Source organism: Streptomyces yokosukanensis (assembly GCF_001514035.1).
GTDB lineage: Bacteria > Actinomycetota > Actinomycetes > Streptomycetales > Streptomycetaceae > Streptomyces > Streptomyces yokosukanensis.
On record NZ_KQ948229.1, the window covers coordinates 74,349 to 97,290 of the forward strand.

Here is a 22,942-nt window from a genome sequence, read left to right on the forward strand (position 1 = left end):
GTGCGGTCAGCGATCCGGTCGATTGGGGGGGATCCGTGGGAAGACGGAGGTCTCGTGGCGTTTCCGCCGGGCGTCGAGTTGCGCGATCTTCTCTTCCGCGGTCGTGAGGCTGACATGGAGACCTTCCGGTTCGCCGAGCCAGCCTTCGCGTTCGGCTTCGGTGACCCGGTCGTGGAGGTTGTTCCGAATCTCTTCGAGGCGTGGCCGTTCAGCGGGGTTCACGATGAGAACGGGACAGCGCACGCCCCGTTGACTGAACGAACAGTGGACATTGAGCAGTTCAGGGGTCAGATGCGGCCTGCGGTCGCTACGGTCACCGGTCGTGATGCACGTTGTCCCCGAGCGGGATCTGGCGACGTTGGTGGTTCCTCGCGGCGGCGGTGCCGTTGACCTCGGCATCCCCACGATCACGAACCCGGTTTCAACCGCAGTTGGTACCGATTGGGAAGCCCTTTACGCACTGGGTGCCGAGCCGGTGGCGGTACGGCTGTCTCGTCATCGCCCTCGCGGTGTACGGCGCCCCGCTGGTCACCGGCAGGACCTTCACCGGCCTCGGCCACTTCACCTCGGTCCTGATCGGCCTGGCCTGCTGTCCGCTGCCCGGAGCGCCGCACCGGCGGAGCCGTGGAGGCTCAGGAATCCCCGTCAGGAGATCCCGGCGTCCTTGAGGACCTTGGCGAACTCCGCCTTGTCGTATATCGCGCTGCCGTCGCCCGGCACCTTCTTGCCGTCGATGAGGACGGTCGGTGTGCCCTGGATGCCGTCGTCCGAGAAGGACTTCATGGCCGTCTCGACCCACTTCTTGTACGTGCCGTTGGTGACCGCCTTGTCGAAGGCGGCACCACGCAGACCCTCGACCTTGTCGGCGATCTTCAGCAGGAAGGCCGGGGTGTAGGCGTCCTCGGTCTCCGCCTCCGGCTGGTTGGCGAAGACGCCCGCGTGGAACTCGGCGAACTTGCCCGCCTCGACGGAGGCGCGCAGTGCGTTCACGGCGTTCAGGGAGCCGCTGCCACCGAAGTTGTTGTCGAGGAACGAAGCGAGCGTGTATTCGATCTTGACGTTGCCGTCGGCGACCGGCTTCACCAGAGCCTGGGCGCCGCCCTCCTCGAACTTCTTGCAGAACGGGCAGCGCGGATCCTCGTACACCTTGACCGTGTGCTGGGCCTTCGGGTCACCGACGGTGACCACGCCGCCCTTGACGGAGGCGGGCACCTTCGCGAGCTGGTTCCCGGCCGGTGGAGCCTTCGCCTCGGGGGCGGACGACGCGGACTTCGAGGAGGACTCCTTCACGGACCCGCTCCCGCCCGCGTTGTTGTCGTCGGGTCCACAGGCGGACGCGGCCACCCCGATCAGCGCGGCGGCGGCCACCGCCGTGGCGATGCGCCCGGCCTTGCTTACGGCCATGAGTACAGTCCTCCAAAATATTTTCGACAGTACCGCTTAAAGTATCCCAATCTATCCCGCCGCCCGACCGCCGAAAGGCCCGGCCCTGAGGACCAAGGTCCCGCCCCCCTTCGCGGTGTCGTGGTCTACAGCGACCTTCATGCATCTCTGGCCCTTGCGGTGGCTGATCTCGTCGGTCCCGATCCGCCGCAAGCCGGCCAGCCGGTCCACGGCGCGGTCGCGGTCGGCCACGAACCGCTCGACGATCCGGCCGGCCGTCCGCCACGACGTGCGCATGAGTTCAGCTGCCGCGGTCTTGGAGTACTGAGCGGCCACCCGGGCGGCCTGCCGGTCGAACGCGTAGGTGTTGACCAGCGCCGTGCCGTGCCCACGGCACAGTGGCCACCGAACGCCGTGCGGACGGCAGCGCACCCGCGGGCACCGGCCGCCAGTAGCACCCGCACCGCCCCGTAGTCCAGGTCCCGCCACCGGCGCCAGCCCCGCCCGGCGTCATACCAGGCAGCCGGACGATCACACTGCCCGCACCGCCGCCGACGCCTCGCGTCGGGCCGTACCGACGCAATCACGCACTGGTCACTCTCGTCGAAGCGGACGCACTCGATGGTGTTTTCCACCGTCAGGGTCCGCTTCCACATGCTGAAGAAAGACACGCCGTCTCTTGCGAAGCCAGCCTTTTCTGGCTTTCCTGCCGAATGCGTGGGTGCCTGTGGACTGGGCTGGACGTGCCGCCGGTGGACTGGCGGGTGATCGCCGCACAGCCAGTCGGGTCGAGCGCGGGTACAGCTCGGGGTTGTCGGGGAGGCTGGCCGCGCAAGCCTTGCCTCCCCGGCCAGGTGGTGGAAGGCCGGCGTCCAGCCGAAGGACTCCTCGGCGGCACATCTACGACGCACTTTACTGGCCGGAGCGCACCTTCCCCTCCTGGGTCGGCAAGATGGTCCCGGGCACCAAGGAGCCCCTGCACCGGCTGGTCGACAAGGACGAGCAGAAGAAGAACCGCACGCGCTCGATCAAGGAATGCGAGAAAGTGTGGGGCGACTACTCGGGCACCGACCTGCAGTGCGACGAGTACCCGTTCGCTTCCACGAAGGAAGGGTCGGCCAAGGGGGACAACCGGCTCGGTCCGCCTGATCGACGGCGATGACAATGAGACCGTCGGCCGCCGGCTCGACCAGATGTACACCCTCAACCGCGTGCTGGACGGCGACCCCTTCTACATGAGGATCACCGACTAGCGGGAAGGCAGCAAGGCCATGGCACTTCTGGCCGGATACAGCTGTAAGGCCACTCCGGGACGGCGCGTCGTGGAGGTCTACGACGCAGACGCCTACCTCGGTGATGACGATGCCATGACTGCTGCCCGCAGACAGGTGGTGGCCGGCAATGACTACCACCTGTACCTGCGGAGCCTTCAGCCCGACATCGACGTCGAAATCACCATCCGCATCTGGGACACCCCTCCCGCCCCACCCGCCGACGCCGAAGGCCAGATCGGCATCAGCCTCGAGTCGGAAACCGGCATCCTCGTCATCAATCAGGTCGGCCTCGGCCCCGCAGGCGAAACGTAGCTGCCCCGCCCGGGCATCTACGAAGGCAACGCCTGGTGGACCAACCGCCAGGCGACAGCCGACTACTACGACACCACACTTGAACAGCTCAGAGACCACTCCTCCGAGCAAACGCTCCTCGAAGCGTGGAACAGCAGCCCAATCACCGAACGCTAGGTCCTCGACCTCGCATACATCCGCGAACCGGACCCCATCGATGATGAGGAACGCTGACCGCCGGAGCGTGGGCGACCGTGCGGCGGGTGGCGCACGATCGCCTGGAGTGGGAGGGGCGCCCGCGTTCGTCATCAACGGGCCGATCGTGAAAGCGCCCACATGCTGCGCGGCGCCTGCCACGGCACCGGCACCGGGCCGCGGTCTCGCCTTCATGCGGATGGAGCACCGTCTGTGGTGATCCGCTCACGTGTTCCGATCACGGCCACCCCTTGGACGGCTCCGCGTCGATCGACAGCTCGAAGAGGCCATTATCCACGGCGCCGACCCGCTTCACCTCGCCACCTCTACGAGGACTGTCGGCGGGCTCTGAACCTGGCCATCCAGAGCGAGATGGCACCAGACTGTATGCTCGCGTGCATCACATACCTCCAGTCCCGAGCAACACCATCCCAAGAGCCTGCCGGGGCGCGTTCTTGATCGTCATGCCTGGCATCGTGTCAGTCTCCACTGACAGTCCGCCGCGTTATCGTGTGCAGCTGTGGCTGACATGTTCGAGCTCATGCTCACCTTGGATCTGCGTGACGAGCTTTCGGAGGAGGAACTGGCAGAGCTGCGATGGCACCTCGGAGCCGGGCCCAAGCCAGAGACTCTGCGTATCGTCACCGAGTTTCCGCTCGTGGTGGAGGACGAGGACGGCCAGCCTGTCATCGAGAACTATCCTGAACCTCTTCTTGCCGACCACAGTGAGGCGTTCAAGGTGGAAGGCGCCCTTGACTCGGTCCTGGAGCGCCGGGAGGACGCCGCTTGCGGTGCCTGGGCTCTGACCAGTCGGCAGGAGATCCACCCTGACGGTTTCGATCTGGTTGGTGAACTCCTCGGCTGGCTCGCGACCAAGGCCGACGCCCGTCATCGTCGCTTCGACGGCAGTGTCGACCTGGGATGGATCCGCTCGTATGAGGAGTGCCAGCCCGAGCCGTTGCTGGTGCGTGACGGTGAAGTCGTCTGGCCGTCGTAGCCGTGTGCCTCCACTGGTTGCGTCGCCTCCGCATGGACGGCGACGGAGCGGGAGGACTACGCCAACGACCTGGGTGACGACCGTGCGCTGATCGCGGTCTCCGCCGCGTCGAACAGGTCCAAGGCGGACCAGGATCCGTCCACGTGGCTGCCGCCAGCCGAGGGCTATCGCTGTACGTATGTCACCGACTGGGTGGCGGACAAGACTCGCTGGGGCCTGAGCATCGACGCCGAGGAACGAGCCGCGCTCGCGGAGGTGCTGGGCGACTGCCCGGACGTTCCCGTCACCGTCACCGAGGCCCGCTGACCCCCTTGGGCACGTGACCGCCTGGCCCCGGCGCGCTCCGCCGCGCGCCGGGGCCGACTCGTCCGGGTGGCCCGGAACCTCTGGTCGCTGCGCCTGGGCGCGGGGCAGGTCGAGTCGGTGGCCTACGCCTTCTACCTGCGCTCGATGGGCGGCTGTGCCACGGAGGCCAACCGGTTCGCCCGCGAGTACGGCCTCGCCTTCCACATTGACTCCTCCGCAGGCTGCCCGCGGCTGACGCGGCTGCCGGGAGATCGAGCACCAGCTTCGTGCGACGGTGCCGCCTTTGGTGAGCCCGCGCCACCGACATGACGCGTGTTGGCACCGCTTCCGATCACCGCGAAAGTTGACGCGACGCACTGAGTTCCGGTGTTCTCCTCCGCGGCGACCTGTCGGCGCAATTCGCCGATGTGCCGATGGACGCCGTTCACCGCGCTGAGGGGAGGGTCTGCCCCCACAGCACGTCCACGATCTCGTGGAGGGGAACCGGGTGACCGGAGCGGACCAGCAGCAGCGCGAGTAGCGCGCGCCGCTTGGGCGGTCCCTGCTCCAGTTCAACCGAGCCCCGCCACATCCTCACCGATCCCAAGACCGCGAATCGCACGACCCCTACGTCCTCCATCGTTCACTGACTCCACTCGCGTCGCGTGCCCTACGGGGGCGGCCGCCACCTCGTGCGTTACCAGCGCACCGCTGCCGGGACATGTCACGGGCTGCTACCTCCCTCAGCGACGCTGCGGCAGGTTGTTCAGGGGGCAAGGAGGATGTTGGCGATCAATCCGGGCCAGGACCCGACGTGAGCCGTGGGGTGACCGAGGCCCGACGGAGTCTGCTCCTGCGCTCAGGAGACTTGAGGCGTCAGCGCGGCCAGGCCGAGGTCCACGACGGCATTCACGTACTCGGCATCCACAGGCTGGCCCGAGACTAGCAAACGGTAATGCAGTGGTGCGAAGACGAGATCGAGTGCCGTATCCGCTGCGACATCGGCCCGGACGACACCCGCTTCCTGGGCCGCGCGCAGAGCCTGCCGGACCTGCGCGCGGCGCGGTTCGAACCATTGCTCGACCATGGCGCGTGCCAGGTCAGGATCGGTCTGCGCTGCTCCGATCAGCTCCCGCAGGCGGGTTCCCGCAGGTCCTTCCACGTACAGGGTGCGGAATCCATGAGCGAAGGCGCGCAATTGTGCGGGGAAGTCCTTGCCCCCGTCGAGGAAGGGGCCGATGTTCGTCTTTTCGAGGAAGACCTCGAATACCACCGCTGCTTTCGACGGCCACCAGCGGTACAGCGTCTGCCGGCCCACGCCGGCCCGGGCCGCGATCGCACCCATGTTGACCGATTCGTAGCCACCCTCCTCCAGTAGCGCGAAGGTGGCGTCGAGGATGGCGCGCCAGGATTCATGGTTGCGTCGTGCGGGATCTGCGGGCATGTCCCTACTGTAGAGAACGCGAGACGAGACATCTAGTCTTGTCGTGTGGTGATGCGGATGTTTAGCTCGAAACGAACTCACGGCTTCACTCACCCGAGGGATGGCGCGCGATGGCGAACCCCACGTACCCGGCGACGAACCCCACGTACCCGGCCTTCAGCGTCGACCGCCGCCACCGCTGGCGACTGCGCACGCCGGACGGTGACCCGTTCCTGTCCGTGGGCATCGTCCATGCCGACGACACCAACCTGCGCTATCCGCACAACTTCGCCATCTACCAGTCACGGTACGGGGCTTCGCGGCGGCAGTGGCTGCGGGAGGGCCTGGTGCCAGAGCTGAGGGGCTGGGGTTTCAACACCGTGGGCTGGACATCGGAGTACGTCAGCGGAGCGGGTCTCGCCACAGAGGGCGCCGTCGTCGACCTGGGGCACTCCGAGGGCCTGCCGCCCGAGGACCTGGCCGGCGCAGGCATCCCTTACACGCTGTCGCTGCGCGTGGCCGAGATCGAGTACTGGAACGGTTTCCCCGCCTATCGCGACCCCCGCGACCCCGCGTTCGCGCAGTGGTGCGATCACCTGGCCAGGACGGTGTGCCGCCCCGACGACCCGAACCTTCTGGGCTACTTCCTCGTCGATGCACCCTGCTGGAGCCGCCATCCCGCCGGCTCGGGCTATCCGGCCTCGGAACTCCCGGCGATCGCCGAGGCTTACTACCGCGTCACCACCGAGGCGATCCGGCGCCACGACCCGCACCACCTGGTCCTGGGGGACCGCTACGGAACCCGGGCCGGTGTACCTGAAGCCGTGCTCGACGCGATGGCCCCCTACGTCGACGTGCTGTCGGTGCAGACCTTTCCGGGACTGCACCCCGTGAGCCTGGACGCAGCCCTGGAGCAGATCGGCCGCTGGCACGAGCGCACAGCCCGCCCCGTCCTGATCGCCGACACCGGCAACTGGTGCCCCACGGTGATGAGCCCCGGACGCACCGGGTCCGCGCGCGACCAGCACGAACGCGGCGCCGGTTACGCCGCTTCCGCGGAGGCGTTCGCGGCGCGCCCATGGTGCCTCGGCTGGCACTGGTGCGGCTGGCTGGAGAACCCGCAACGCGGCTTCGGGCTGAAGGATCCATGGGACGAGCCCTACCGGGATCTCACCGACCGGGTGAGGGACACCAACCGCCGCCTGCAGGAACGACTCGACCGCGAGGAGGGCGGCCGGGCTGCCGGTTCCGCGGCCCTGCGGTGACGCCCGGAGCGAGTGCGACGGCGCTTGATCCCGCAGATCGACGTCGGTCACTCGCAGAATTTCGATATTCTTGCTTCTTGACGATATTTGGCTACAGTGGAGGAGTGCCGTTCAGGGGGCCGGTGCCCAGCAGATGAACGCGGCATCGTTCGTCACCGTCGGCGCAGGTCGTCGTCGGCCGAGGGGTGAGGCAAGGAGCGAGGAGAGTGCATGAGTGAGTGAGCGACGGCCGGGCGATCCGGAAGGGCTTCGGCGGCGGGCCGAGGTTGAGCGGTAACCCCGACCTGCGCAGCCCGGATGACGTCATCCGGGCCGCCGCCGCGGCCGACAGCGGCATCGTCTTCGATCTGAGGCACCACATGCGGGACGGGCGCGACGACGCCCCGCCGGAGACGACTCCCGGTGACAGCAACACCGCAGTCCGGCTGCGCGACGCCGACGAGGGGGTCCGGCCGCAGGTGTTCTCCCCAGGCTTCGATGTCGGCCGAGGAGGTCGGCGTAGAGGCGCGGGTCGCTCTGGAAGTGATCCTGGCCCACTGGCCATCCAGTACGGCGATCCGCGGGTGCCCACCGCCCGATGACACGAAGAGGAGCGATATGTGCACCACGGACAAGCCGTCCACGCCCCAGCCGGGATGGGATCCGGGCCGGCCGGAGTGGGATTCGGGCCTGCTCGGGACATGGTCCCTGCGCAGTATCCGCGAGTTGAACACCGACGGCACCCTCCTGGCCGAGCCGTATGGACGACAGCCGGCCGGGAGGCTGCACTACGGGCCTGCGCACCAGGTGGCCGTGGTGATCCCCGGTCACGCGGACGCACCCGCAGTGGCGTACATCGGCGATTACGAAGCCGAGACGGCCGGCCTGCTCCGGCACATCGTCCGCGTCGGACTGCCGCCCTTCACCGAGGACCAGGTCCGGTGGGCGCGGCTCGACGGCGACTTTCTCGTCCTGTCAACCGACCGCGACGGGCGGCGCCGCACCGAGTTGCGTTGGGCGCGGGCCTGAGGCGTGGCCCGCTCCGGACCGACCCTTTTGACCCATGACACATGCGTGACAGTCAGTACCTGGGCAGCAGTCGGCAACCTGCGGACGAGCCCCTTATCTGAAGGAGAACGCAATGGCCCTGCACCGCCTGACGTCGATCACCCTCGGCGTCCCGGACGTTGAAGCCGCGGCCGGATACTACGAGGAGTTCGGCCTCACGGCGGTGGGCGACGGGAAGGCCCGCCGCTTCGCCACCCAGGATGGCGGCGAGCAGTTGAAGCTCGCCCATTCCGCACAGCGTCGGCTGATCGAACTCGGCGTCGGCGTGGACGACCAGGACGACCTGGACCGCGTGGCCGCCAGCTTGTCGAAACTGGACGTGCCGGCTCAAAGGGGCGCCACATCTCTGCGAGTCGCCGACCCGAACTCCCACCTGACAGTAGTCCTGGAGATCGCCCCGCACCTGGAGCAGACCCCGGCCGAGGAGATGCCGTACAACGGTCCCGGGCGCCCCTCCCGCCCCAACGGCCGCGCCCCCGGGGTGGAGCGGACGGACCGGGTGCGGCCGCGCAAGCTGGGCCACGTGGTGATCGGCTCGCGTGACCAGGACGCGAGCCAGCGCTTCTTCACCGAGGGCCTCGGCTTCAAGGCCACCGACCACGTGCCCAGCCTGGCCAGCTTCCTGCGCTGCTCCACCGACCACCACAACATCCTCGTCCAGAAGGCTCCGGTGGACTTCCTCCACCACACCGCGTGGGAGGTGGACGACGTGGACGAGGTCGGCCGCGGCGCCACCGCGATGCTGGAGGAGCACCCCGAGCGGCATGTGTGGGGCCTGGGCCGGCACCACATCGGGTCGAACTTCTTCTGGTACCTCAAGGACCCGGCCGGCAACTTCTCGGAGTACTACAGCGACCTCGACTGCATCGTCGACGACCAGCTGTGGAAGCCCTCGGTCGTCGACGGAGCCCGCGGTATCTACAACTGGGGCCCGCCGCTCCCGCCGTCCTTCATCAAGCCGGAGGACCTCGCCGCGCTCATGACGGGCTCGCACAGCCCCCGCTGACGTCCGCGGCACACAACCTCACAGGAGTAGTCATGCGTATTGGCAGGATCGGCGGCAGGCTCGCACTGCTGCAGGACGATCGAGCACTGGATGTCGAGACCGCGAGCGACGGCAGGTTCGCGGCCGAGCCCGACCGCATCTTCGAGCGGTGGGACGAGTTCGCGAAGTGGGCCGAGGGCCGCTCGCTGGACGACGCCGTACCCTTCTCAGCCGCGCAGGTCGGCGCCCCGGTCCTGCGGCCGGCCCAGATCTTCGGGATCGGCCTCAATTACCGGGCGCACGTCTCCGAGGCGGGCGTGCGGCCGGAGATCACCTCGCCGGCGGTGTTCACGAAGTTCGTCACCAGCATCGCCGGCCCGTACGACACCGTGGCGCTGCCCAGCGACCGGGTCGACTGGGAGGTCGAACTGGTCGCGGTCATCGGACGCCCCGGACACCGGGTGGAGGAGAAGAACGGATGGAGCCACGTGGCGGCTCTGACCGTGGGCCAGGACCTGTCCGAACGGACGGTCCAACTCGCCGGACCGGTACCGCAGTTCTCCCTCGGCAAGTCCTACCCGGGATTCAGCCCGATCGGCCCCTCGCTGGTGAGTGTCGAGGAGTTCGCCGACCCCGACGATCTGGCGCTGTCCTGCGCCCTGGACGGCGAGGTGCTCCAGGACGGCAGGACCAGGGATCTGATCTTCTCCGTTCCCGAGCTCGTCGCACGGCTGTCCGCGGTCGTACCGCTCCTTCCCGGCGACCTCGTCTTCACCGGCACTCCGTCCGGGGTGGGAATGGGCCGGAACCCGGAGCGCTACCTGCAGCCGGGCGGCACCCTGGTCAGCACCATCGAAGGCATCGGGTCACTGACCAACCGGCTGGTGGCTGGATCCGGAACGCAGGGCGCTGCCTGACCGGGCTTCAGCCCGTCATCAACCACGCAATAGCGCAGTTCGAGAAGCCGAATCCGTTCGGCGGAGATGGAGACAGTCATGAGCGACCAGACACGCGATGTGGTGAACGAACTCCTCAAGCGCCTGGGGCAGGGTGACATCCCGGCCGTGGTGGAGCTGTTCGCGGACGACGCCCACTGGGAGATCCCCGGGGACCCGGAGATCGTCCCCTGGGTGGGCCGGCGCCAGGTCGACGCCATCCCGGAGTTCTTCCGGACGATGGGCGGTCTCACCGACCGCGAGCTCTTTGAGATCGAGCGCGTCGTCGTCGATGGTTCCAACGCGGTGCTGATCGGCCGCGCACGGGTCGTGGTGCGCTCGACGGGCAAGGTGATCGACACGCCGTTCGCGGTGGACATCGTCGTCAATGCCGAGGGCCGCATCAGCCGCTACTACATGTTCGAGGACTCCTGGGGTGTCGCCCTGGCACTGCGTCCCTGAGCAACGCACTCCCCACCACGTCGCCGCCCCGGCCGTGGTCGGCGCACCACGGGTACAACGCCGCGAAGTCGATGTTCGACGAACTGGCACGGGCCTTTCGGGTCCGCCGAAGCTTGGAAGGGAAGCAACCCGATGGGGAAGCGGACAGTGGCCCAACAACTGGTCGACGTGCTGCGTCAGGCCGGGGTGTCGAGGATCTACGGAGTGGTCGGGGACAGCCTGAACCCGGTCGTGGACGCGGTTCGCCGCACGAAGGGCATCGAGTGGGTCCATGTGCACAACGAGGAGGCAGCCGCATTCGCCGCAGCAGCGGAGGCGCAGCTGACCGGTCGGCTCGCGGTGTGCGCGGGAAGCAGCGGACCAGGCAACACCCATCTGATCCAAGGGCTGTACGACGCGCACCGCAGCGGTGCTCCGGTCCTGGCCCTCGCCTCCCACATCCCGTCGCACCAGATCGGCACGAACTACTTCCAGGAGACCCATCCGGAGCGCCTGTTCGCCGAGTGCAGCGACTACTGCGAGCTGGTCTCCACGCCCGATCAGATGCCGCGCGTGCTGCGGATCGCCATGCAGCGTGCCGTCGGCCACAGCGATGTCTCCGTGCTCGTCCTGCCCGGTGACCTCGCCGCGGCCGCGGCGACCGTCCCCACCGGCACCAGCCCCCTGGTCTCCAGCGCGGGCCGCGTCACCCCCGACGAATCCCAGGTGCAGGCGCTCGCGGACCGGCTCAACTCCGCTCGCACGGTGATGCTCTTCGCCGGGGCCGGCGTGCGCGACGCCCACGCCGAGGTCATGCGGCTCGCCGAACGCCTCAAGGCCCCGATCGGCCACACCCTGCGCGGGAAGGAATGGATCCAGTACGACAACCCCTACGACGTCGGCATGAGCGGCCTGTTGGGCTACGGCGCGTGTTTCGACACGATGCAGGATGCCGACCTGGTGCTCCTGTTGGGGACCGATTTCCCCTACGACGACTTCCTGCCGCAGCAGCGGACCGTGCAGATCGACCACGACCTTGGCCGACTGGGCCGTCGTACGGTACTGGACCTGGGCGTGCACGGCGATGTCCGGGAGACCCTCCGGGCGGTCCTGCCGCTGGTGCGGGACAAGGAGAACCGGAGCTTCCTGGATGCCGGCTTGCGCAAGCACGCCCAGTCCTTGGAGACCGTCGTTTCCGCCTACACCCACGACGTGGACCGGCGGATACCCATCCACCCCGAATTCCCGGCCGCCGTCCTCGACGAACTGGCCGACGATGACGCGGTGTTCACCGTCGACACCGGCATGTGCAATGTCTGGGCGGCCCGGTACATCACGCCCAATGGACGGCGCCGCATTCTCGGCTCGTTCCTCCACGGCACGATGGCCAACGCCCTGCCGCACGCCATCGGGGCGCAGATGGCCGACCGCAGCCGGCAGGTGATCTCCATGTCCGGCGACGGCGGGCTCGCCATGCTGCTCGGCGAGCTGCTGACCGTGAAGCAGCACAACCTCCCCATCAAGACGGTCCTCTTCAACAACTCCTCGCTCGGCATGGTGAAACTGGAGATGCTGGTGGACGGCCTGCCGGAGCACGAGACCGATCACGAACCGGTCGATTTCTCCGCGATAGCGGCAGCTGTCGGGATCCACGCGGTCCGCATCGAGCGACCAGGCGAGGTGCGTGACGGTCTCAAGGAGGCGCTCGCCTTCCCCGGTCCCTGCCTGGTGGAGCTCGTCACCGATGCGAATGCTCTCGCCATCCCTCCGCGGATCTCCGCCGAACAGATCAAGGGCTTCGCTCTGGCGGCGGGCCGGACGGTCCTGGCAGGCGGTGTGGGCCAGATGCTCGATGTCGCGCGGGCCAACCTGCGGAACATCCCGCGGCCGTGATCCGCCACTGCCGAAATGTGTCGTCGATCAGGAGAAATGTCGTTAACTGCAAGTTATTGCGTCAGGCGGCTAGGGTGTTCGGGTGGTCAAGGAGAATTCAACGCGTACCGAAGAGGTGTTCGACGGGATCCGGAGCGACCTGCTCAACGGGGTCCTCGCTCCGGGGCAGCGGCTCAAGCTGGTCGCCCTCGCGGCACGATTCGGCGTGAGCATGTCGGTAGTTCGCGAGGCGCTCACCCGGCTCACCGAGCAGGGGCTCGTCGTGTCGAACCCGCAGCGCGGGTTCAGCGTGATGCCCCTGTCGGTCGACGATCTGTCCGACCTGACGCAGACGCGGGTGCAGCTGGAGTCGATCGCGCTGCGGCAGTCGATCGCCCTGGGCGGCCTGGAATGGGAGTCTGCAGTCGTGGCGGCGCACCACACGCTTGAGCGCACCCCGGTCGACGGAGCAGACGGTCGGCTGAACGAGGATTGGCCCGCCGCTCACAGGGCCTTCCACCAGGCGCTGCTGTCGGGCGCGCAGAGCCCGCGCCTGGAGGGAGTCGTCAACTCCCTGCGCGACAACGCCGAACTCTACCGACGCTGGTACTGGGCCCTGACCGAAGATCAGGTACGCGACCTGGCCACCGAGCACCGCCAACTGCGGGATTTCGCCCTGGCACGGGACGCGGATGCCGCCGAGGCCGCGCTGGCCGAGCACATCGGCCGGGCGCCTCGCAAGCTCATCGCCTACGCTCGCGAACACGACTTGGAGGACCCCACCCACGGACCCTCTCCGGCGTAGCCCCCGGCTTCTCTGCCCTTTTGACGCGGTGCCGGGGGCTCGAACTCGCCGTGGACCGTCTGCGGACCTTCGTTCGGCCTTTGAACACGGCGTGGGCGAGCACCATGGTGCCGATCAGTTCACTGCGCAGGCGGGTCGCCCTCTCGCGGGCCTCGCCCCCGGCACCCGCGGCCGCCTGACCGAGAACCCGGGCACCTGGGCACCTGGACCAGGTCACCCCGAGCGGAGCCGGCCCGGCACTTCCCGCATCAACACCGGCATGAGCGATCCGAAGGAGCAACGAAATGAACCGCACCGTCGCGGAACTGATGCGCCGCAACCTCCTCGACGTCTTCAACGAACCGGACCTCGAACGCCGCGCCGCGGCCATCGCCGAGATCTACGCCGAGGATGTCCTCTGGCACGAACCCGACCGCGTCTCCCGCGGGCGTGAGGCCCTCGCCCGGCGCGCCGCGGAGCTGCGCGAGGAGACTCCAGGCTGGGTCTTCCAGCCGGACGGACCCGTGTCCGTCGTCGACGACCTCGGCCACCTCGGTTTCCGGTTCGGTCCCGCCGGCCGTCCGCCCGTCGTGACCGGCAGAGACATCGCCCACTGCAAGGACGGTGTCATCGTCGAGCTCTACACCTTCGTCACACCCTGATCGCCCCGACGAAGCCGCCGGCCCGGAACCGCGCGATGACAGGCCGGCTGACGTCGGGCACATCGCGGTCGCCGACACGCGAGAGGAAGAGGAAGGCAAGGTCACAGTCGTCGAACTGTCGTGCCGGCGCGTCGTCGAGACGCCGCGAGGCGAGGACGTGCCGGTAGGCGGGGCGACCCGCTCGACGTGGTCGGCGACCTCCGCCATGGCCAGAACGACTGGCCGCGATCGCCCATGCGATCCGGACCTCGGTGCTGGTCGGCTCACACGCCCATGCGGCCCTGGCGAGATTTCCGTGACGGTCGGGTGTGCCACCGTGCGCCGGCGACGCCTCCGTGATGGGTGGCCGGCGTCTGGGGTGGGCCGTGGACCTCGCTACCCACCTCGCCGGCACCGCCCAGGCCCACGTACCCACCGAGCCCGGCCAGGCGTTGACGCAGCGCGAGTAGGACGTCCCCGCCGACCGTCGGCCGTTCTCGCTCGACTTCCCACAGGTGCCTCTGCCCGACCGCCGGTCAGCCGCGTGGTCTCCGTACCCGTCACCTGTGCGACGGTACCGACCTGAGGCACCGTCACCGAGCTGATCACACGGTCCGAGGGCGCCTCACCGGTCGCAGTGGAGACGTCAAGCCGTGCGGAGAGCACCGGAAGCGTCGACTCCGAACCCGCGGGCGTGGTCACGGCGAAGACCATGCCGTATGCCATGAACACACCGTCGTCATACACAGTGGCCGTGCCGGACACCGGCGCCTGAGCCCGATGGGCAGCTAACACCCCACCGCTCAGATCGACTTCCTCCCATACGTCGGGGATCTCCAGCGCGAACAGTTCGTCCCTCGGAATGTTGATGTCCTGCGCCATCCCGTCCTTACCTCCCGTTCGAATTGCACGACGGTCTCCGCACGGCACACGGGGCCTGCGGCCGGTCTGTCCAATCCGACCGCCCGCGAGGGCACATGGCACGGGGCACGGGGCACGGCACAAAAACGGCAGCGATTCGGCACAGGCCGCTGTTTACGGTCCTCCCGCAAGCAGCACTCACTGCAGGGAAACAAGACCATGGACACACCCAAGCCGGCCACGCGTATCCCCACGGCCCGGACCGAACTCCTCCAAGCGATGGTGGCCGACCACCAGATGGCCCTGACGCTCTACGCCGAGAAGCTGCGGATGGCTGCTCAAGGTCACCCGCAACCTCGTCGTCGACCGAGTCCGCAGCGCCGCCACGCGATACGAGACGGTCACCAAGGTGACCCATGACGTCACGCAGCCGGACTCCACAGAGACGGTCCTCGCCTCCCTGGAGTTCACACGGCTCCTGGGCAGCCTGTCCTCCGAGCACCGCGAGGTGCTGGCGCCCACCTACCTGTACGGCCGTACCGACCAGGAGACCGCGGAGATCCTCGGCGTGCCTGCTGGAACCGTCAGGTCCCGGAAGCACTATGCACTGGTGAAACTGCGCGCGCAGTGAGCGGCCGAACCGACCGGTCGGGTCAGGAGAGGCACCCGGCCTGCCCGAGAGAGGATGACAGGTGATCCAACGACGTCTCAGCAAAGGCGAATTGAAACCCCTGGCGCAGTTGCTGGCGCAGATGGGACTCGGTGAGGCATTCCACGGCGACGCGGCCTTGCACGGGAGTGACCCCGTCATCCGCTCCCCGCACCGCCTCGGCGAGGCCTCCGCCACGGCTCAGCTCGCGATCGGCACAGCAGCGGCCGCGATCTGGGAGCGGCGCACGGGCCAGACCGGCGACGTGGAGATCGACATCCAGCACGCCCTGCACTACCTCCACCCCACGCACTTCGTGCGCCAGTCCGGTCACGGCATCGACGTGGGCGCCGAACACGTCGCCACCAACGGACTGTTCGCGTGCGCCGACGGCCGCTATGTGATGCTGGAGGCCGGACCTCCCTACGCCAAGCTGCTCGACGGCTACCTGAATTTCTTCGACTGCGGCAACAACCGCGAAGCTCTCGCCCGCGAGGTCGCGCGCTGGGACTCGGCGGACCTGGAGGAGGCCATGGCGGCCGCGGGCCTGCCGTGCTGCCGGGCCTTCACTCGGGAGCAGTGGCTGGAACAGCCGCAGGGCCGGCTCCTTGAGCGTACGCCCGTCGTGGAGATCGTGAAGATCGCGGACAGCGCCCCCGTGCCCTGGACGCCGGCCGCCGCCTTCCCGCTCGACGGGCTGCGCGTCCTGGACTTCACTCACGTCCTGGCCGGCCCGCGCAGCGCGCGGACTCTCGCCGAATTCGGTGCCGAGGTGCTCCACATCAGCGCCCCTCGGTATGCGGACACCTTGGCCCAGCACCTCGGCGTCGACGTCGGAAAGCACTGCGCATACCTCGACCTGCGCGAGCCCGACCAACTCGGTGTCATGCGGGAACTGGCCGCCGGAGCCGACGTGTTCACCACCACCTGGCGACCGGACGTCAACGACCGGTTCGGCCTCACCCCCGCCGAGCTGGCGGCCGGCAGCTCGCGCGGCATCGTGTACATGAGCGCCAACGCCTACGGCCACGAGGGCCCCTGGGCCGGTCGGCCGGGCTTCGATCAGAACGGACAGGTCGCCTCCGGCTTTGCCGCGCGCGAGGGGGCGCCGGGCCGGCCCCGGTTCTCCCCGGTCTTCTACCTGGCCGACCTCGTCACCGGCTACCTGGCCGCTGCGGGCATGATGGCCGCCCTGCTGCGTCGGTCCGTGGAGGGCGGTTCCTACCATGTGCGCCTCTCCCTCACGCGCAGCGCGATGTGGGTACAGGAGCTCGGCCTGATCGACGAACAACTCCTGGCAGGAGTGCCGGAGAAGGACATCCACCCGCCGCGGACAGTCACATTCGACACCGCCTACGGCGCCGTCACCAACCTCGCCCCACCGCTGACCTTCTCCAACATGTCACTGCCGCGCGTCGAACGACTCGTCCCCTACGGTGCCGACCCGGCGGCCTGGAAGCCCCACGTCGGCTGACCACCGCAACGGCGAAGCACGGTCGTCGCCGTGGCGGAGGGCGTCACGTGTGTCGCCCCCCGATGGAGTGGCCCGCCGGTCGTGGAACGCGCGGAAGGTCAGCGGCGCTGCTCCGTGAGGAACGCCTGAAGCTGTTGTGCGGTCTGGACGGGAGCCTCCTCGGGGAGGTAGTGGTCGCACGGCAGGGCCTGGCCATGCACATGGTCGGCGTAGTCACGCCAGACCTCCAGCACGTCGTAGTGCCTCCCGACGAAGCTGTGCTCGCCCCACAGCGCCAGGACCGGGGCGCTGACGCGGTGGCCGGCCGAGGCGTCGGCGTCGTCGTGTTCCAGGTCGACAGTGGCTGCGGCCCGGTAGTCCTCGCAGGAGGCGTGAATGGCGTCGGGATGGGAGAAGCAGCGGATGTATTCGGCCTGCGCGGACGGGTGGAAGGGCATGCCCCCGCAATGGCGTGCACCCATTCTGGCCCGGATCCAGAACTCGGGATCCTGGCCGATGAGATGTTCCGGGATTCCGTTGCCGGCGGTGAGGAAGAACCAGTGGTAGTAGCCCTGGCCGAACGCGGCATCGGCGTTCTGGAGGGCGTACCGGGTGGGCACGATGTCGAGCACCGCGAGTGCGCGGACGGCCTTCGGGTGGTCGAGGGCCAGCCGGTGGGCGACCCGGCCTCCTCGGTCGTGCCCGGCAACGGCGAAGCGCTCGAACCCCAGTTGCCGCATCACGAGCAACTCATCGTGCGCCATGGAGCGCTTGGCGTACGGGGCATGTCCGGCGTCGGAGGGCGGCTTGTCGCTGTCGCCGTAGCCGCGCAGATCGGTGAGTACCACGGTGTGCGTGGCGGCCAGGAGAGGGGCGACGTGGTGCCAGATCAGGTGCGTCTGCGGGTAGCCGTGCAGCAGCAAGACCGGTGGGCCGTCCCCGGCGACGCGGACGTTGATGCCGACCCCGTCGGCATCAATCGTCCGGCGGTCGAATCCGGTTAGCAACTGATCGCTCATGCCCCGATCACAGCAGGAAGGCCAGAGCCACGTCCAAGATGCAATTCAAGGCAGCCTTATAGGCTGCTCCTATATTCGGTGGTGAGTGGAAGGCAGAACATGGACGTAAGGCAACTGGAGTACTTCCTGGCCGTGGTCGACCACGGAGGAGTGAACCGGGCTGCCTCGGCTCTGTACCTCTCCCAGCCCTCCCTGTCCCAGGCCGTCCGCGCTCTCGAACGCGACCTGGGCAGCGACCTGTTCCACCGCATCGGCCGGCGGCTGGTCCTGACCGAGGCAGGCACCGCGCTGATCCAGCCTGCCAGGGACGCCGTACGCAGTCTGCAACTGGCCCGCGCCACGGTGGAGTCGGTTCAGGGACTCCACCACGGCCAGGTGGACATCGCCGCCATGCCCTCCCAGGCGATCGAACCCCTTACCACGATGATTCGAACCTTCGGTCGCTCGCACCCCGCGGTCTCGGTACATGTGCAGGCAGCATTCACACCCCGTGACGTGACGGACATGGTGCGCACCGGGCAGTGCGAGCTGGGACTGCTCGCCTCACCCGGCGAAATCCCGGACGGGGACATCCACGTCCATCCGGTGGTTGGGCAGCGGTTCGTGCTGTTGGCACCACCGGGAGGGCCGTTCCCCGCCGACGTGCCTGTTCGACACGAGCAGTTGTCGGGACACCGGCTGATCGTGGGACAGAAGGGCACGGGCATGCGCAAGTACGTCGACGATCTACGAATGGCGGGAGTCGAGTTCACCGTTGCGGTCGAGACCGAGCACCGGGTGGCGATCGTGCCACTGGTCCTCGGCGGGGTCGGCTTGGCCGTGGTCACGGACTCCTGGAGATCCCTGGCGGAACAAGCGGGCGCATGTGTCCTCACCCTTGAACCGACCACCAGCCTGCAAGTGGCCCTGGTCAGCCGACGCACCGCGCTCACTCCGGCAGCCCAGGCGTTCATGGCGAGCGCTCTCGCCGAGGCAGACAACACGCATGCGCCGTAACACGCATCGGACATACCGCCGCCCGGGCTCTGCGCGCGACGCCGGCCGATGCTGAGCGTCGTGCCGGCGGCCTGGGCGATGCAGACGGCGGCCAGGTAAAGATGGACGGCACCGCCGTCGAGGTCCAGCCGGTCAGGATGCGGGTGGCGATGGCGATCAGAACCCGGAAATACAGAAGCCGGTACCAGGATCAGAGGCGTTCGAGGAGCTTGTCGGTGAACTCCGCCGTGGTGGCATTGCCGCCCAGGTCGGGAGTTCGGACATCCGTCGTGGCCAGGACCGCCGCGATGGCGTCGGTGACGTCCTTGGCTTCCTTGGGGTGACCGAGGTGGTCGAGCATCATGGCGGCCGACCAGATCGCGCCCAGCGGGTTGGCGATGCCCTGACCGGCGATGTCGGGCGCGGAGCCGTGCACCGGCTCGAACATCGAGGGGAACTCGCGCTCCGGATTGAGGTTGGCGGCCGGTGCGATACCGATGGAGCCGGCTACGGCGGCGGCCAGGTCACTGAGGATGTCGCCGAAGAGGTTGGAGCCCACGACCACGTCGAAGCGGGCAGGATCGAGAACGAACTTGGCGGCCAGCGCGTCGATGTGCTCCTGGTCCCAACCCACCTGCGGATGGGCGGCGGCCCGCTCGGCGACCAGCTCGTCCCAGAAGGGCATGGTGTGCACGATGCCGTTCGACTTGGTGGCCGAGGTGAGCCTCCCGCCGCGCCGGGCGGCCAGGCCGAAGGCGTAGTCCAGGACGCGGGTCACTCCGGCCCGGGTGAACACCGCTTCCTGGACGGCCATTTCCTCGGGGAGGCCACGTCCCAGGCGTCCGCCGATCTCGCTGTATTCGCCTTCGACGTTCTCGCGCACCACGACGAAGTCGACCGCTCCCGCCGCCGCCCCGCGCACCGGGCTTTCGATGCCCTCGAAGACGCGGATCGGCCGCAGATTGACGTACTGGCGGAAGCTACGGCGGATCGGGATCAGCAGCCCCCACAGCGAGACGTGGTCGGGCACGCCCGGGTAGCCGACCGCACCGAGCAGGATGGCGTCCTTGTCACGCAACTGGTCGAGGCCGTCCTCGGGCATCATCGCGCCCTCGCGCAGGTACCGCTCACAGGACCAGTCGTCGAACGAGGTGTAGGTGAAGCCAAGGTCGTGGCGGCGGCCGACGGCATCGAGTACCTGCTGGGCGGCCAGCAGGACTTCCGTCCCGATGCCGTCACCGGGAATCAGGGCAATGCGCTGGTTCGTCATACGCCGATTCCAGCAACAGGCCCACCACGGCGTCCAAGACGCAGTACCGATGTGCCATATAGGGCGAACCTATGAGGAGCCACCCGCCCGCCGGGTTCCCCGCTCGATGAGTGGGAGGGTGAGCCGGCTGGGGTGGCTCGGACCGTGGTGAATGTGGTTCAGAGCCGGGACCATGTCCTCCAGACGCTCCTCGGCGATGGTGCCGCCGCTGTTGCTGTTCCTGTCGTAGCGGGGGAAGTTGCTGCTGGACACCTCAAGACGGATGCGATGTCCGGGCAGGAAGACGTTCGAGGTGACGCACAGGTCGAGCGTCAGCTCGTAGATCTCGCCCGGCCGCATGAACTCCGGCTCTGCGAGTGACTCCCGGTAGCGCGCGCGTTGAATGCCTTCGCACAGATTGATCGCACGTCCGTCGGGGTGGACGTCGACGAGCTTGCCGGTGAAATCGGTGTCGACGGCGGAGGAAGACACAAAGAGCGTGAGCGAAACATGGCCGGTGGCCTCCACCTCGTGTTCCAGGACCGGGGTCGTGAAACAGAGAACGTCTTCGCGTTCTTCGACCTGGCTCTGGTCGGCGGGGCCGGCGTAGACCTCGGGACTCAGGGCGATGATGTTGCCGCCGGTGGTGGGCACCGGGCGCCGTGGGTCGTACAGGTACGTTTCCTGCGCGGACGCCTCAGGAGCCTCCTGGGAGAGCACCCCGTCGCCGCCCGACGTGTTCGCCCGGCCGCCCCCGCCAAGGTAGAAGTCGGTGTACCGGGTATCGGGAAGCGGCCACTCCTGCTCACTGCGCCACTCGTCGCGGCCCATGACGAAGATACGGACAGGTGCCTGATCGTCGAGAGCTGTCTCCGAGCCCTTCAGCCATCGGTCGAAGAACCGCACGTGCGACTGGGTCACTTCCGCCATCTGCATCGATGCGCCGGCGCCGAAGCTGCGGTCGGGGAATGCCCCCAGGTCGGCGCCGGGCGAATGGGCCCACGGGCCGATGACGAGGAGCTGGCCCTCACGGGCCTCCTGACTGCCGCCGCGCCTGCGCATCTCGGTGTAGGCGTTGACCGTTTCGCCGATGAACAGGTCGTACCAGCCGCCGAGGATGAGCGCCGGGGTGCTGATCTCCTCGACCCGCTCGATCGCGGCCAGGTCCCGCCAGTACTTGTCCCTCGACGGGTGGCCGCAGACATCCGTGATGAACCAGGGCAGCTGCTTGCGGATGACCGGATGGTCAACGAGCGGCGTGGTCTCCAGAGCGGCTGGGATCCGGGTCATGAGTTCGGCTGCGGCGGTCAAGTCCTCCGCGGTGCCCCTGCCCGCAGCGAGTTCCCGGTCGGCATGGGCGACAGACATCAGCGCGGCCCAGCTGAACCCGCACTCCAGGGACATGGCGCCACCGGGGGAGTACCAGGGGGCTCGGTAGAAGTCCGCCGTGGACTGGGCGGGGGCGATTGCCTTGAGGCCCTCGACCCCTGTCGATGCGGTCTGCCACTGGTCGAAACCTACGTAGGATGCGCCGTAGCTCCCGACCGCACCGTTGCACCAGGGCTGGGCGGTGAGCCAGCGCACGGTGTCCGCGCCGTCCGAGGCGTCGTCCAGATGAGGAGTGAAGATGCCCTCGGAGCGGTACGTGCCGCGGCAGTCCTGCACGGCGACCGCGTAACCCGCTTCCACCAGGGTGAAGATGTTCGGGAAGGCCGCCCCTCCGTACAGGCTGACGTTGTCCTTGCCGTAGGGGAGACGTACCAGCAGAGTCGGGAAGGCCGTACCCTCGTCCACTTCGGGCCGCCATAGGTTCGTCGCCAGGTGCGTCCCGTCTGCGACCGGAACCTGGACATCGACATCGACAGTGAACTTCACGGCTCTCACCAATCCGTAGACATGATGGGCTCTCGCGCAGGTTATCCGCGGGCCGCACGGGCGTTGAAGGTTGTGTGCCGGGATGCGGCCCAGGAGATCGATGCGTCGAGCTTGCTGCCTTGCCGCCGGCCTTCGGCGGGCAAGGCGCCTTGCGCTTGCGGTACCCGTGGTCAGCCCTGGACGGTGGGGCGTACGACGAGCTCGTTGACGTCGACGTCGGCGGGCTGGCTGATCGCATAGCCGATGGCCTGGGCGATGGACGACGCCGGGATCGCGAGTACCTCGCTGGCGGCGCGGGCGGCTGCCTGCGCCTCCGTGGAGCCGCCGCGATGGGTGAGTTCGGTGCTGGTGAAGCCGGGACTGACCACGGTGACCCGGATCTCGCGGCTCTCCTGGCGAAGACCCTCGGACAGGGCGCGGACAGCGAACTTGGTGGCGCAGTAGACGGCCGCGGTCGGATCCACCCGGTGCGCCGACGTGGAGGCTACGTTGACGACATGGCCGGCGCCCTGGGCGAGCATCGTCGGAAGGACGGCTGCGATGCCGTGCAGAGTGCCGCGCAGGTTCACGTCGATCATCTGGTTCCACTCCGCGATGTGCAGCTCGTGCATCGGTGAGAGCGGCATCACCCCCGCATTGTTGACCAGCACGTCGATGCGGCCGTACGCGTGCTGAGCAGCCTGTGCGAACGCGTGAACGCTCTCCAGGTTCGTCACGTCCAGCTCCCGGGAGTCAGCCACGCCGCCTGCGGCGCGGATGTCCTCGACGATCATCTTCAGACGTTCGGTACGGCGTGCGCCGAGCATCACCTGGTGCCCGAGTGAGGCCAGCTCGCGGGCCGTGGCCTCGCCGATGCCGCTGCTCGCGCCAGTGATCAGGACGGTCTTGGTCTCGTGGGCCGCGCGGTTCGCCACGGTGTGCTCCTTGGTCGGGGAACGCTCTTGGATGTCCCTTCCGAGCCTGGTCGGGCGGTCGTAGGTGGGGAAGGGCGGCTCTTCCTGGGTGCGCCACACCCAGGAAGAGCCGCCCTTCCGCACCGGCAC

General features: G+C 68.2%; 26 protein-coding genes and 2 pseudogenes. 18 read left to right on the plus strand and 10 right to left on the minus strand.

Annotated features, from left to right (window positions below; all coding sequences use genetic code 11):
- Positions 1-6: 6 nt before the first annotated feature.
- Positions 7-222: a hypothetical protein gene (locus AQI95_RS38930; RefSeq protein WP_244188989.1), complete on the minus strand. Its 216-nt coding sequence runs from the start codon at positions 220-222 to the stop codon at positions 7-9.
- A 242-nt stretch (positions 223-464) separates the two neighbouring features.
- Between AQI95_RS38930 and AQI95_RS49430 the strand changes: the two genes are divergently transcribed.
- Positions 465-668 (plus strand): rhomboid-like protein, encoded by a 204-nt coding sequence (locus AQI95_RS49430; RefSeq protein ID WP_079071823.1) that lies wholly within the window; start codon positions 465-467, stop codon positions 666-668.
- On the opposite strand, the gene AQI95_RS38935 is transcribed toward AQI95_RS49430, so the two are convergent.
- The 3 genes and pseudogenes from AQI95_RS38935 to AQI95_RS50460 all read right to left on the minus strand — a co-directional run.
- Entirely contained in the window at positions 646-1,404 is a 759-nt protein-coding gene (locus AQI95_RS38935) for a DsbA family protein (protein WP_067135392.1), read from the minus strand. The genes AQI95_RS49430 and AQI95_RS38935 overlap by 23 nt on opposite strands.
- Before the next feature lie 51 nt (positions 1,405-1,455).
- Positions 1,456-1,815, minus strand: coding sequence for a transposase (locus AQI95_RS38940; protein ID WP_067135395.1), 360 nt, complete (start codon positions 1,813-1,815; stop codon positions 1,456-1,458).
- Positions 1,816-1,838: 23 nt separating this feature from the next.
- Positions 1,839-2,039, minus strand: a pseudogene (locus AQI95_RS50460) (transposase family protein); the annotation flags it as partial.
- A gap of 296 nt (positions 2,040-2,335) precedes the next feature.
- Between AQI95_RS50460 and AQI95_RS49435 the strand changes: the two are divergent.
- From AQI95_RS49435 to AQI95_RS48150, 5 genes and pseudogenes are all read left to right on the plus strand, one after another.
- Complete coding sequence (locus AQI95_RS49435) at positions 2,336-2,545, plus strand: NucA/NucB deoxyribonuclease domain-containing protein (RefSeq protein WP_067135397.1); 210 nt, start codon at positions 2,336-2,338, stop codon at positions 2,543-2,545.
- A 160-nt stretch (positions 2,546-2,705) separates the two neighbouring features.
- Entirely contained in the window at positions 2,706-2,969 is a 264-nt protein-coding gene (locus AQI95_RS49440; RefSeq protein WP_244188990.1) for a hypothetical protein, read from the plus strand.
- Positions 2,970-3,672: 703 nt separating this feature from the next.
- Complete coding sequence (locus AQI95_RS38955) at positions 3,673-4,140, plus strand: hypothetical protein (protein ID WP_244189001.1); 468 nt, start codon at positions 3,673-3,675, stop codon at positions 4,138-4,140.
- A gap of 24 nt (positions 4,141-4,164) precedes the next feature.
- Positions 4,165-4,446, plus strand: a pseudogene (locus AQI95_RS45655) (HNH endonuclease family protein); the annotation flags it as partial.
- A 66-nt stretch (positions 4,447-4,512) separates the two neighbouring features.
- Positions 4,513-4,755 (plus strand): DUF6417 family protein, encoded by a 243-nt coding sequence (locus AQI95_RS48150; protein WP_167361985.1) that lies wholly within the window; start codon positions 4,513-4,515, stop codon positions 4,753-4,755.
- Between the two features lie 115 nt (positions 4,756-4,870).
- Here the strand turns inward: AQI95_RS48150 and AQI95_RS38960 are convergent, their stop codons facing one another.
- Both AQI95_RS38960 and AQI95_RS38965 read right to left on the minus strand, forming a co-directional pair.
- On the minus strand, positions 4,871-5,047 hold the full coding sequence (locus AQI95_RS38960) for an AfsR/SARP family transcriptional regulator (RefSeq protein ID WP_341849499.1): 177 nt from the start codon (positions 5,045-5,047) through the stop codon (positions 4,871-4,873).
- A 237-nt stretch (positions 5,048-5,284) separates the two neighbouring features.
- Positions 5,285-5,869: a TetR/AcrR family transcriptional regulator gene (locus tag AQI95_RS38965; RefSeq protein WP_067135402.1), complete on the minus strand. Its 585-nt coding sequence runs from the start codon at positions 5,867-5,869 to the stop codon at positions 5,285-5,287.
- Between the two features lie 110 nt (positions 5,870-5,979).
- Between AQI95_RS38965 and AQI95_RS38970 the strand changes: the two genes are divergently transcribed.
- The 11 genes from AQI95_RS38970 to AQI95_RS39020 all read left to right on the plus strand — a co-directional run bounded on the left by AQI95_RS38970 (position 5,980) and on the right by AQI95_RS39020 (position 16,802).
- Positions 5,980-7,113 (plus strand): glycoside hydrolase 5 family protein, encoded by a 1,134-nt coding sequence (locus tag AQI95_RS38970; RefSeq protein ID WP_067135404.1) that lies wholly within the window; start codon positions 5,980-5,982, stop codon positions 7,111-7,113.
- A gap of 218 nt (positions 7,114-7,331) precedes the next feature.
- Positions 7,332-7,694, plus strand: a complete 363-nt coding sequence (locus AQI95_RS47625) for a hypothetical protein (protein WP_067135406.1) — start codon at positions 7,332-7,334, stop codon at positions 7,692-7,694.
- Positions 7,695-7,710: 16 nt separating this feature from the next.
- Positions 7,711-8,121, plus strand: coding sequence for a lipocalin-like domain-containing protein (locus AQI95_RS38980; protein WP_067135408.1), 411 nt, complete (start codon positions 7,711-7,713; stop codon positions 8,119-8,121).
- Positions 8,122-8,233: 112 nt separating this feature from the next.
- A complete protein-coding gene (locus tag AQI95_RS38985; protein ID WP_067135411.1) occupies positions 8,234-9,166 on the plus strand; it encodes a VOC family protein in 933 nt (310 codons plus the stop codon).
- 32 nt (positions 9,167-9,198) lie between these two features.
- Entirely contained in the window at positions 9,199-10,062 is an 864-nt protein-coding gene (locus AQI95_RS38990; protein WP_067135413.1) for a fumarylacetoacetate hydrolase family protein, read from the plus strand.
- 78 nt (positions 10,063-10,140) lie between these two features.
- On the plus strand, positions 10,141-10,542 hold the full coding sequence (locus AQI95_RS38995; protein WP_067135415.1) for a nuclear transport factor 2 family protein: 402 nt from the start codon (positions 10,141-10,143) through the stop codon (positions 10,540-10,542).
- A gap of 132 nt (positions 10,543-10,674) precedes the next feature.
- Positions 10,675-12,414 (plus strand): pyruvate dehydrogenase, encoded by a 1,740-nt coding sequence (locus AQI95_RS39000; protein ID WP_067135417.1) that lies wholly within the window; start codon positions 10,675-10,677, stop codon positions 12,412-12,414.
- An 82-nt stretch (positions 12,415-12,496) separates the two neighbouring features.
- Positions 12,497-13,198 (plus strand): GntR family transcriptional regulator, encoded by a 702-nt coding sequence (locus tag AQI95_RS39005; protein ID WP_067135419.1) that lies wholly within the window; start codon positions 12,497-12,499, stop codon positions 13,196-13,198.
- Positions 13,199-13,482: 284 nt separating this feature from the next.
- On the plus strand, positions 13,483-13,839 hold the full coding sequence (locus AQI95_RS39010) for a nuclear transport factor 2 family protein (RefSeq protein WP_067135421.1): 357 nt from the start codon (positions 13,483-13,485) through the stop codon (positions 13,837-13,839).
- A 1,249-nt stretch (positions 13,840-15,088) separates the two neighbouring features.
- Entirely contained in the window at positions 15,089-15,310 is a 222-nt protein-coding gene (locus AQI95_RS49445; protein ID WP_244188991.1) for a sigma factor-like helix-turn-helix DNA-binding protein, read from the plus strand.
- A 91-nt stretch (positions 15,311-15,401) separates the two neighbouring features.
- On the plus strand, positions 15,402-16,802 hold the full coding sequence (locus tag AQI95_RS39020) for a CoA transferase (RefSeq protein ID WP_159056667.1): 1,401 nt from the start codon (positions 15,402-15,404) through the stop codon (positions 16,800-16,802).
- A 98-nt stretch (positions 16,803-16,900) separates the two neighbouring features.
- Here the strand turns inward: AQI95_RS39020 and AQI95_RS39025 are convergent, their stop codons facing one another.
- Entirely contained in the window at positions 16,901-17,800 is a 900-nt protein-coding gene (locus tag AQI95_RS39025) for an alpha/beta fold hydrolase (protein WP_067135427.1), read from the minus strand.
- Between the two features lie 99 nt (positions 17,801-17,899).
- Between AQI95_RS39025 and AQI95_RS39030 the strand changes: the two genes are divergently transcribed.
- Positions 17,900-18,796, plus strand: coding sequence for a LysR family transcriptional regulator (locus AQI95_RS39030; protein ID WP_067135430.1), 897 nt, complete (start codon positions 17,900-17,902; stop codon positions 18,794-18,796).
- A gap of 190 nt (positions 18,797-18,986) precedes the next feature.
- On the opposite strand, the gene AQI95_RS39035 is transcribed toward AQI95_RS39030, so the two are convergent.
- From AQI95_RS39035 to AQI95_RS39045, 3 genes are all read right to left on the minus strand, one after another.
- A complete protein-coding gene (locus AQI95_RS39035; protein ID WP_067135432.1) occupies positions 18,987-20,045 on the minus strand; it encodes a tartrate dehydrogenase in 1,059 nt (352 codons plus the stop codon).
- Between the two features lie 69 nt (positions 20,046-20,114).
- Positions 20,115-21,908, minus strand: a complete 1,794-nt coding sequence (locus tag AQI95_RS39040; protein ID WP_341849500.1) for a CocE/NonD family hydrolase — start codon at positions 21,906-21,908, stop codon at positions 20,115-20,117.
- A 161-nt stretch (positions 21,909-22,069) separates the two neighbouring features.
- Positions 22,070-22,813: an SDR family oxidoreductase gene (locus AQI95_RS39045; protein ID WP_067135503.1), complete on the minus strand. Its 744-nt coding sequence runs from the start codon at positions 22,811-22,813 to the stop codon at positions 22,070-22,072.
- Positions 22,814-22,942: the final 129 nt, after the last annotated feature.

Excerpts from the sequence above, each read along its gene's own strand:
- AQI95_RS38935 (WP_067135392.1), bottom strand. The coding sequence starts at position 1,404 with ATGGCCGTAAGCAAGGCCGGGCGCATCGCCACGGCGGTGGCCGCCGCC.
- AQI95_RS49435 (WP_067135397.1), top strand. The coding sequence starts at position 2,336 with ATGGTCCCGGGCACCAAGGAGCCCCTGCACCGGCTGGTCGACAAGGAC.
- AQI95_RS38955 (WP_244189001.1), top strand. The coding sequence starts at position 3,673 with ATGTTCGAGCTCATGCTCACCTTGGATCTGCGTGACGAGCTTTCGGAG.
- AQI95_RS38965 (WP_067135402.1), bottom strand. The coding sequence starts at position 5,869 with ATGCCCGCAGATCCCGCACGACGCAACCATGAATCCTGGCGCGCCATC.
- AQI95_RS38970 (WP_067135404.1), top strand. The coding sequence starts at position 5,980 with ATGGCGAACCCCACGTACCCGGCGACGAACCCCACGTACCCGGCCTTC.
- AQI95_RS38980 (WP_067135408.1), top strand. The coding sequence starts at position 7,711 with ATGTGCACCACGGACAAGCCGTCCACGCCCCAGCCGGGATGGGATCCG.
- AQI95_RS38985 (WP_067135411.1), top strand. The coding sequence starts at position 8,234 with ATGGCCCTGCACCGCCTGACGTCGATCACCCTCGGCGTCCCGGACGTT.
- AQI95_RS38990 (WP_067135413.1), top strand. The coding sequence starts at position 9,199 with ATGCGTATTGGCAGGATCGGCGGCAGGCTCGCACTGCTGCAGGACGAT.
- AQI95_RS38995 (WP_067135415.1), top strand. The coding sequence starts at position 10,141 with ATGAGCGACCAGACACGCGATGTGGTGAACGAACTCCTCAAGCGCCTG.
- AQI95_RS39000 (WP_067135417.1), top strand. The coding sequence starts at position 10,675 with ATGGGGAAGCGGACAGTGGCCCAACAACTGGTCGACGTGCTGCGTCAG.
- AQI95_RS39010 (WP_067135421.1), top strand. The coding sequence starts at position 13,483 with ATGAACCGCACCGTCGCGGAACTGATGCGCCGCAACCTCCTCGACGTC.
- AQI95_RS39025 (WP_067135427.1), bottom strand. The coding sequence starts at position 17,800 with ATGAGCGATCAGTTGCTAACCGGATTCGACCGCCGGACGATTGATGCC.
- AQI95_RS39030 (WP_067135430.1), top strand. The coding sequence starts at position 17,900 with ATGGACGTAAGGCAACTGGAGTACTTCCTGGCCGTGGTCGACCACGGA.
- AQI95_RS39035 (WP_067135432.1), bottom strand. The coding sequence starts at position 20,045 with ATGACGAACCAGCGCATTGCCCTGATTCCCGGTGACGGCATCGGGACG.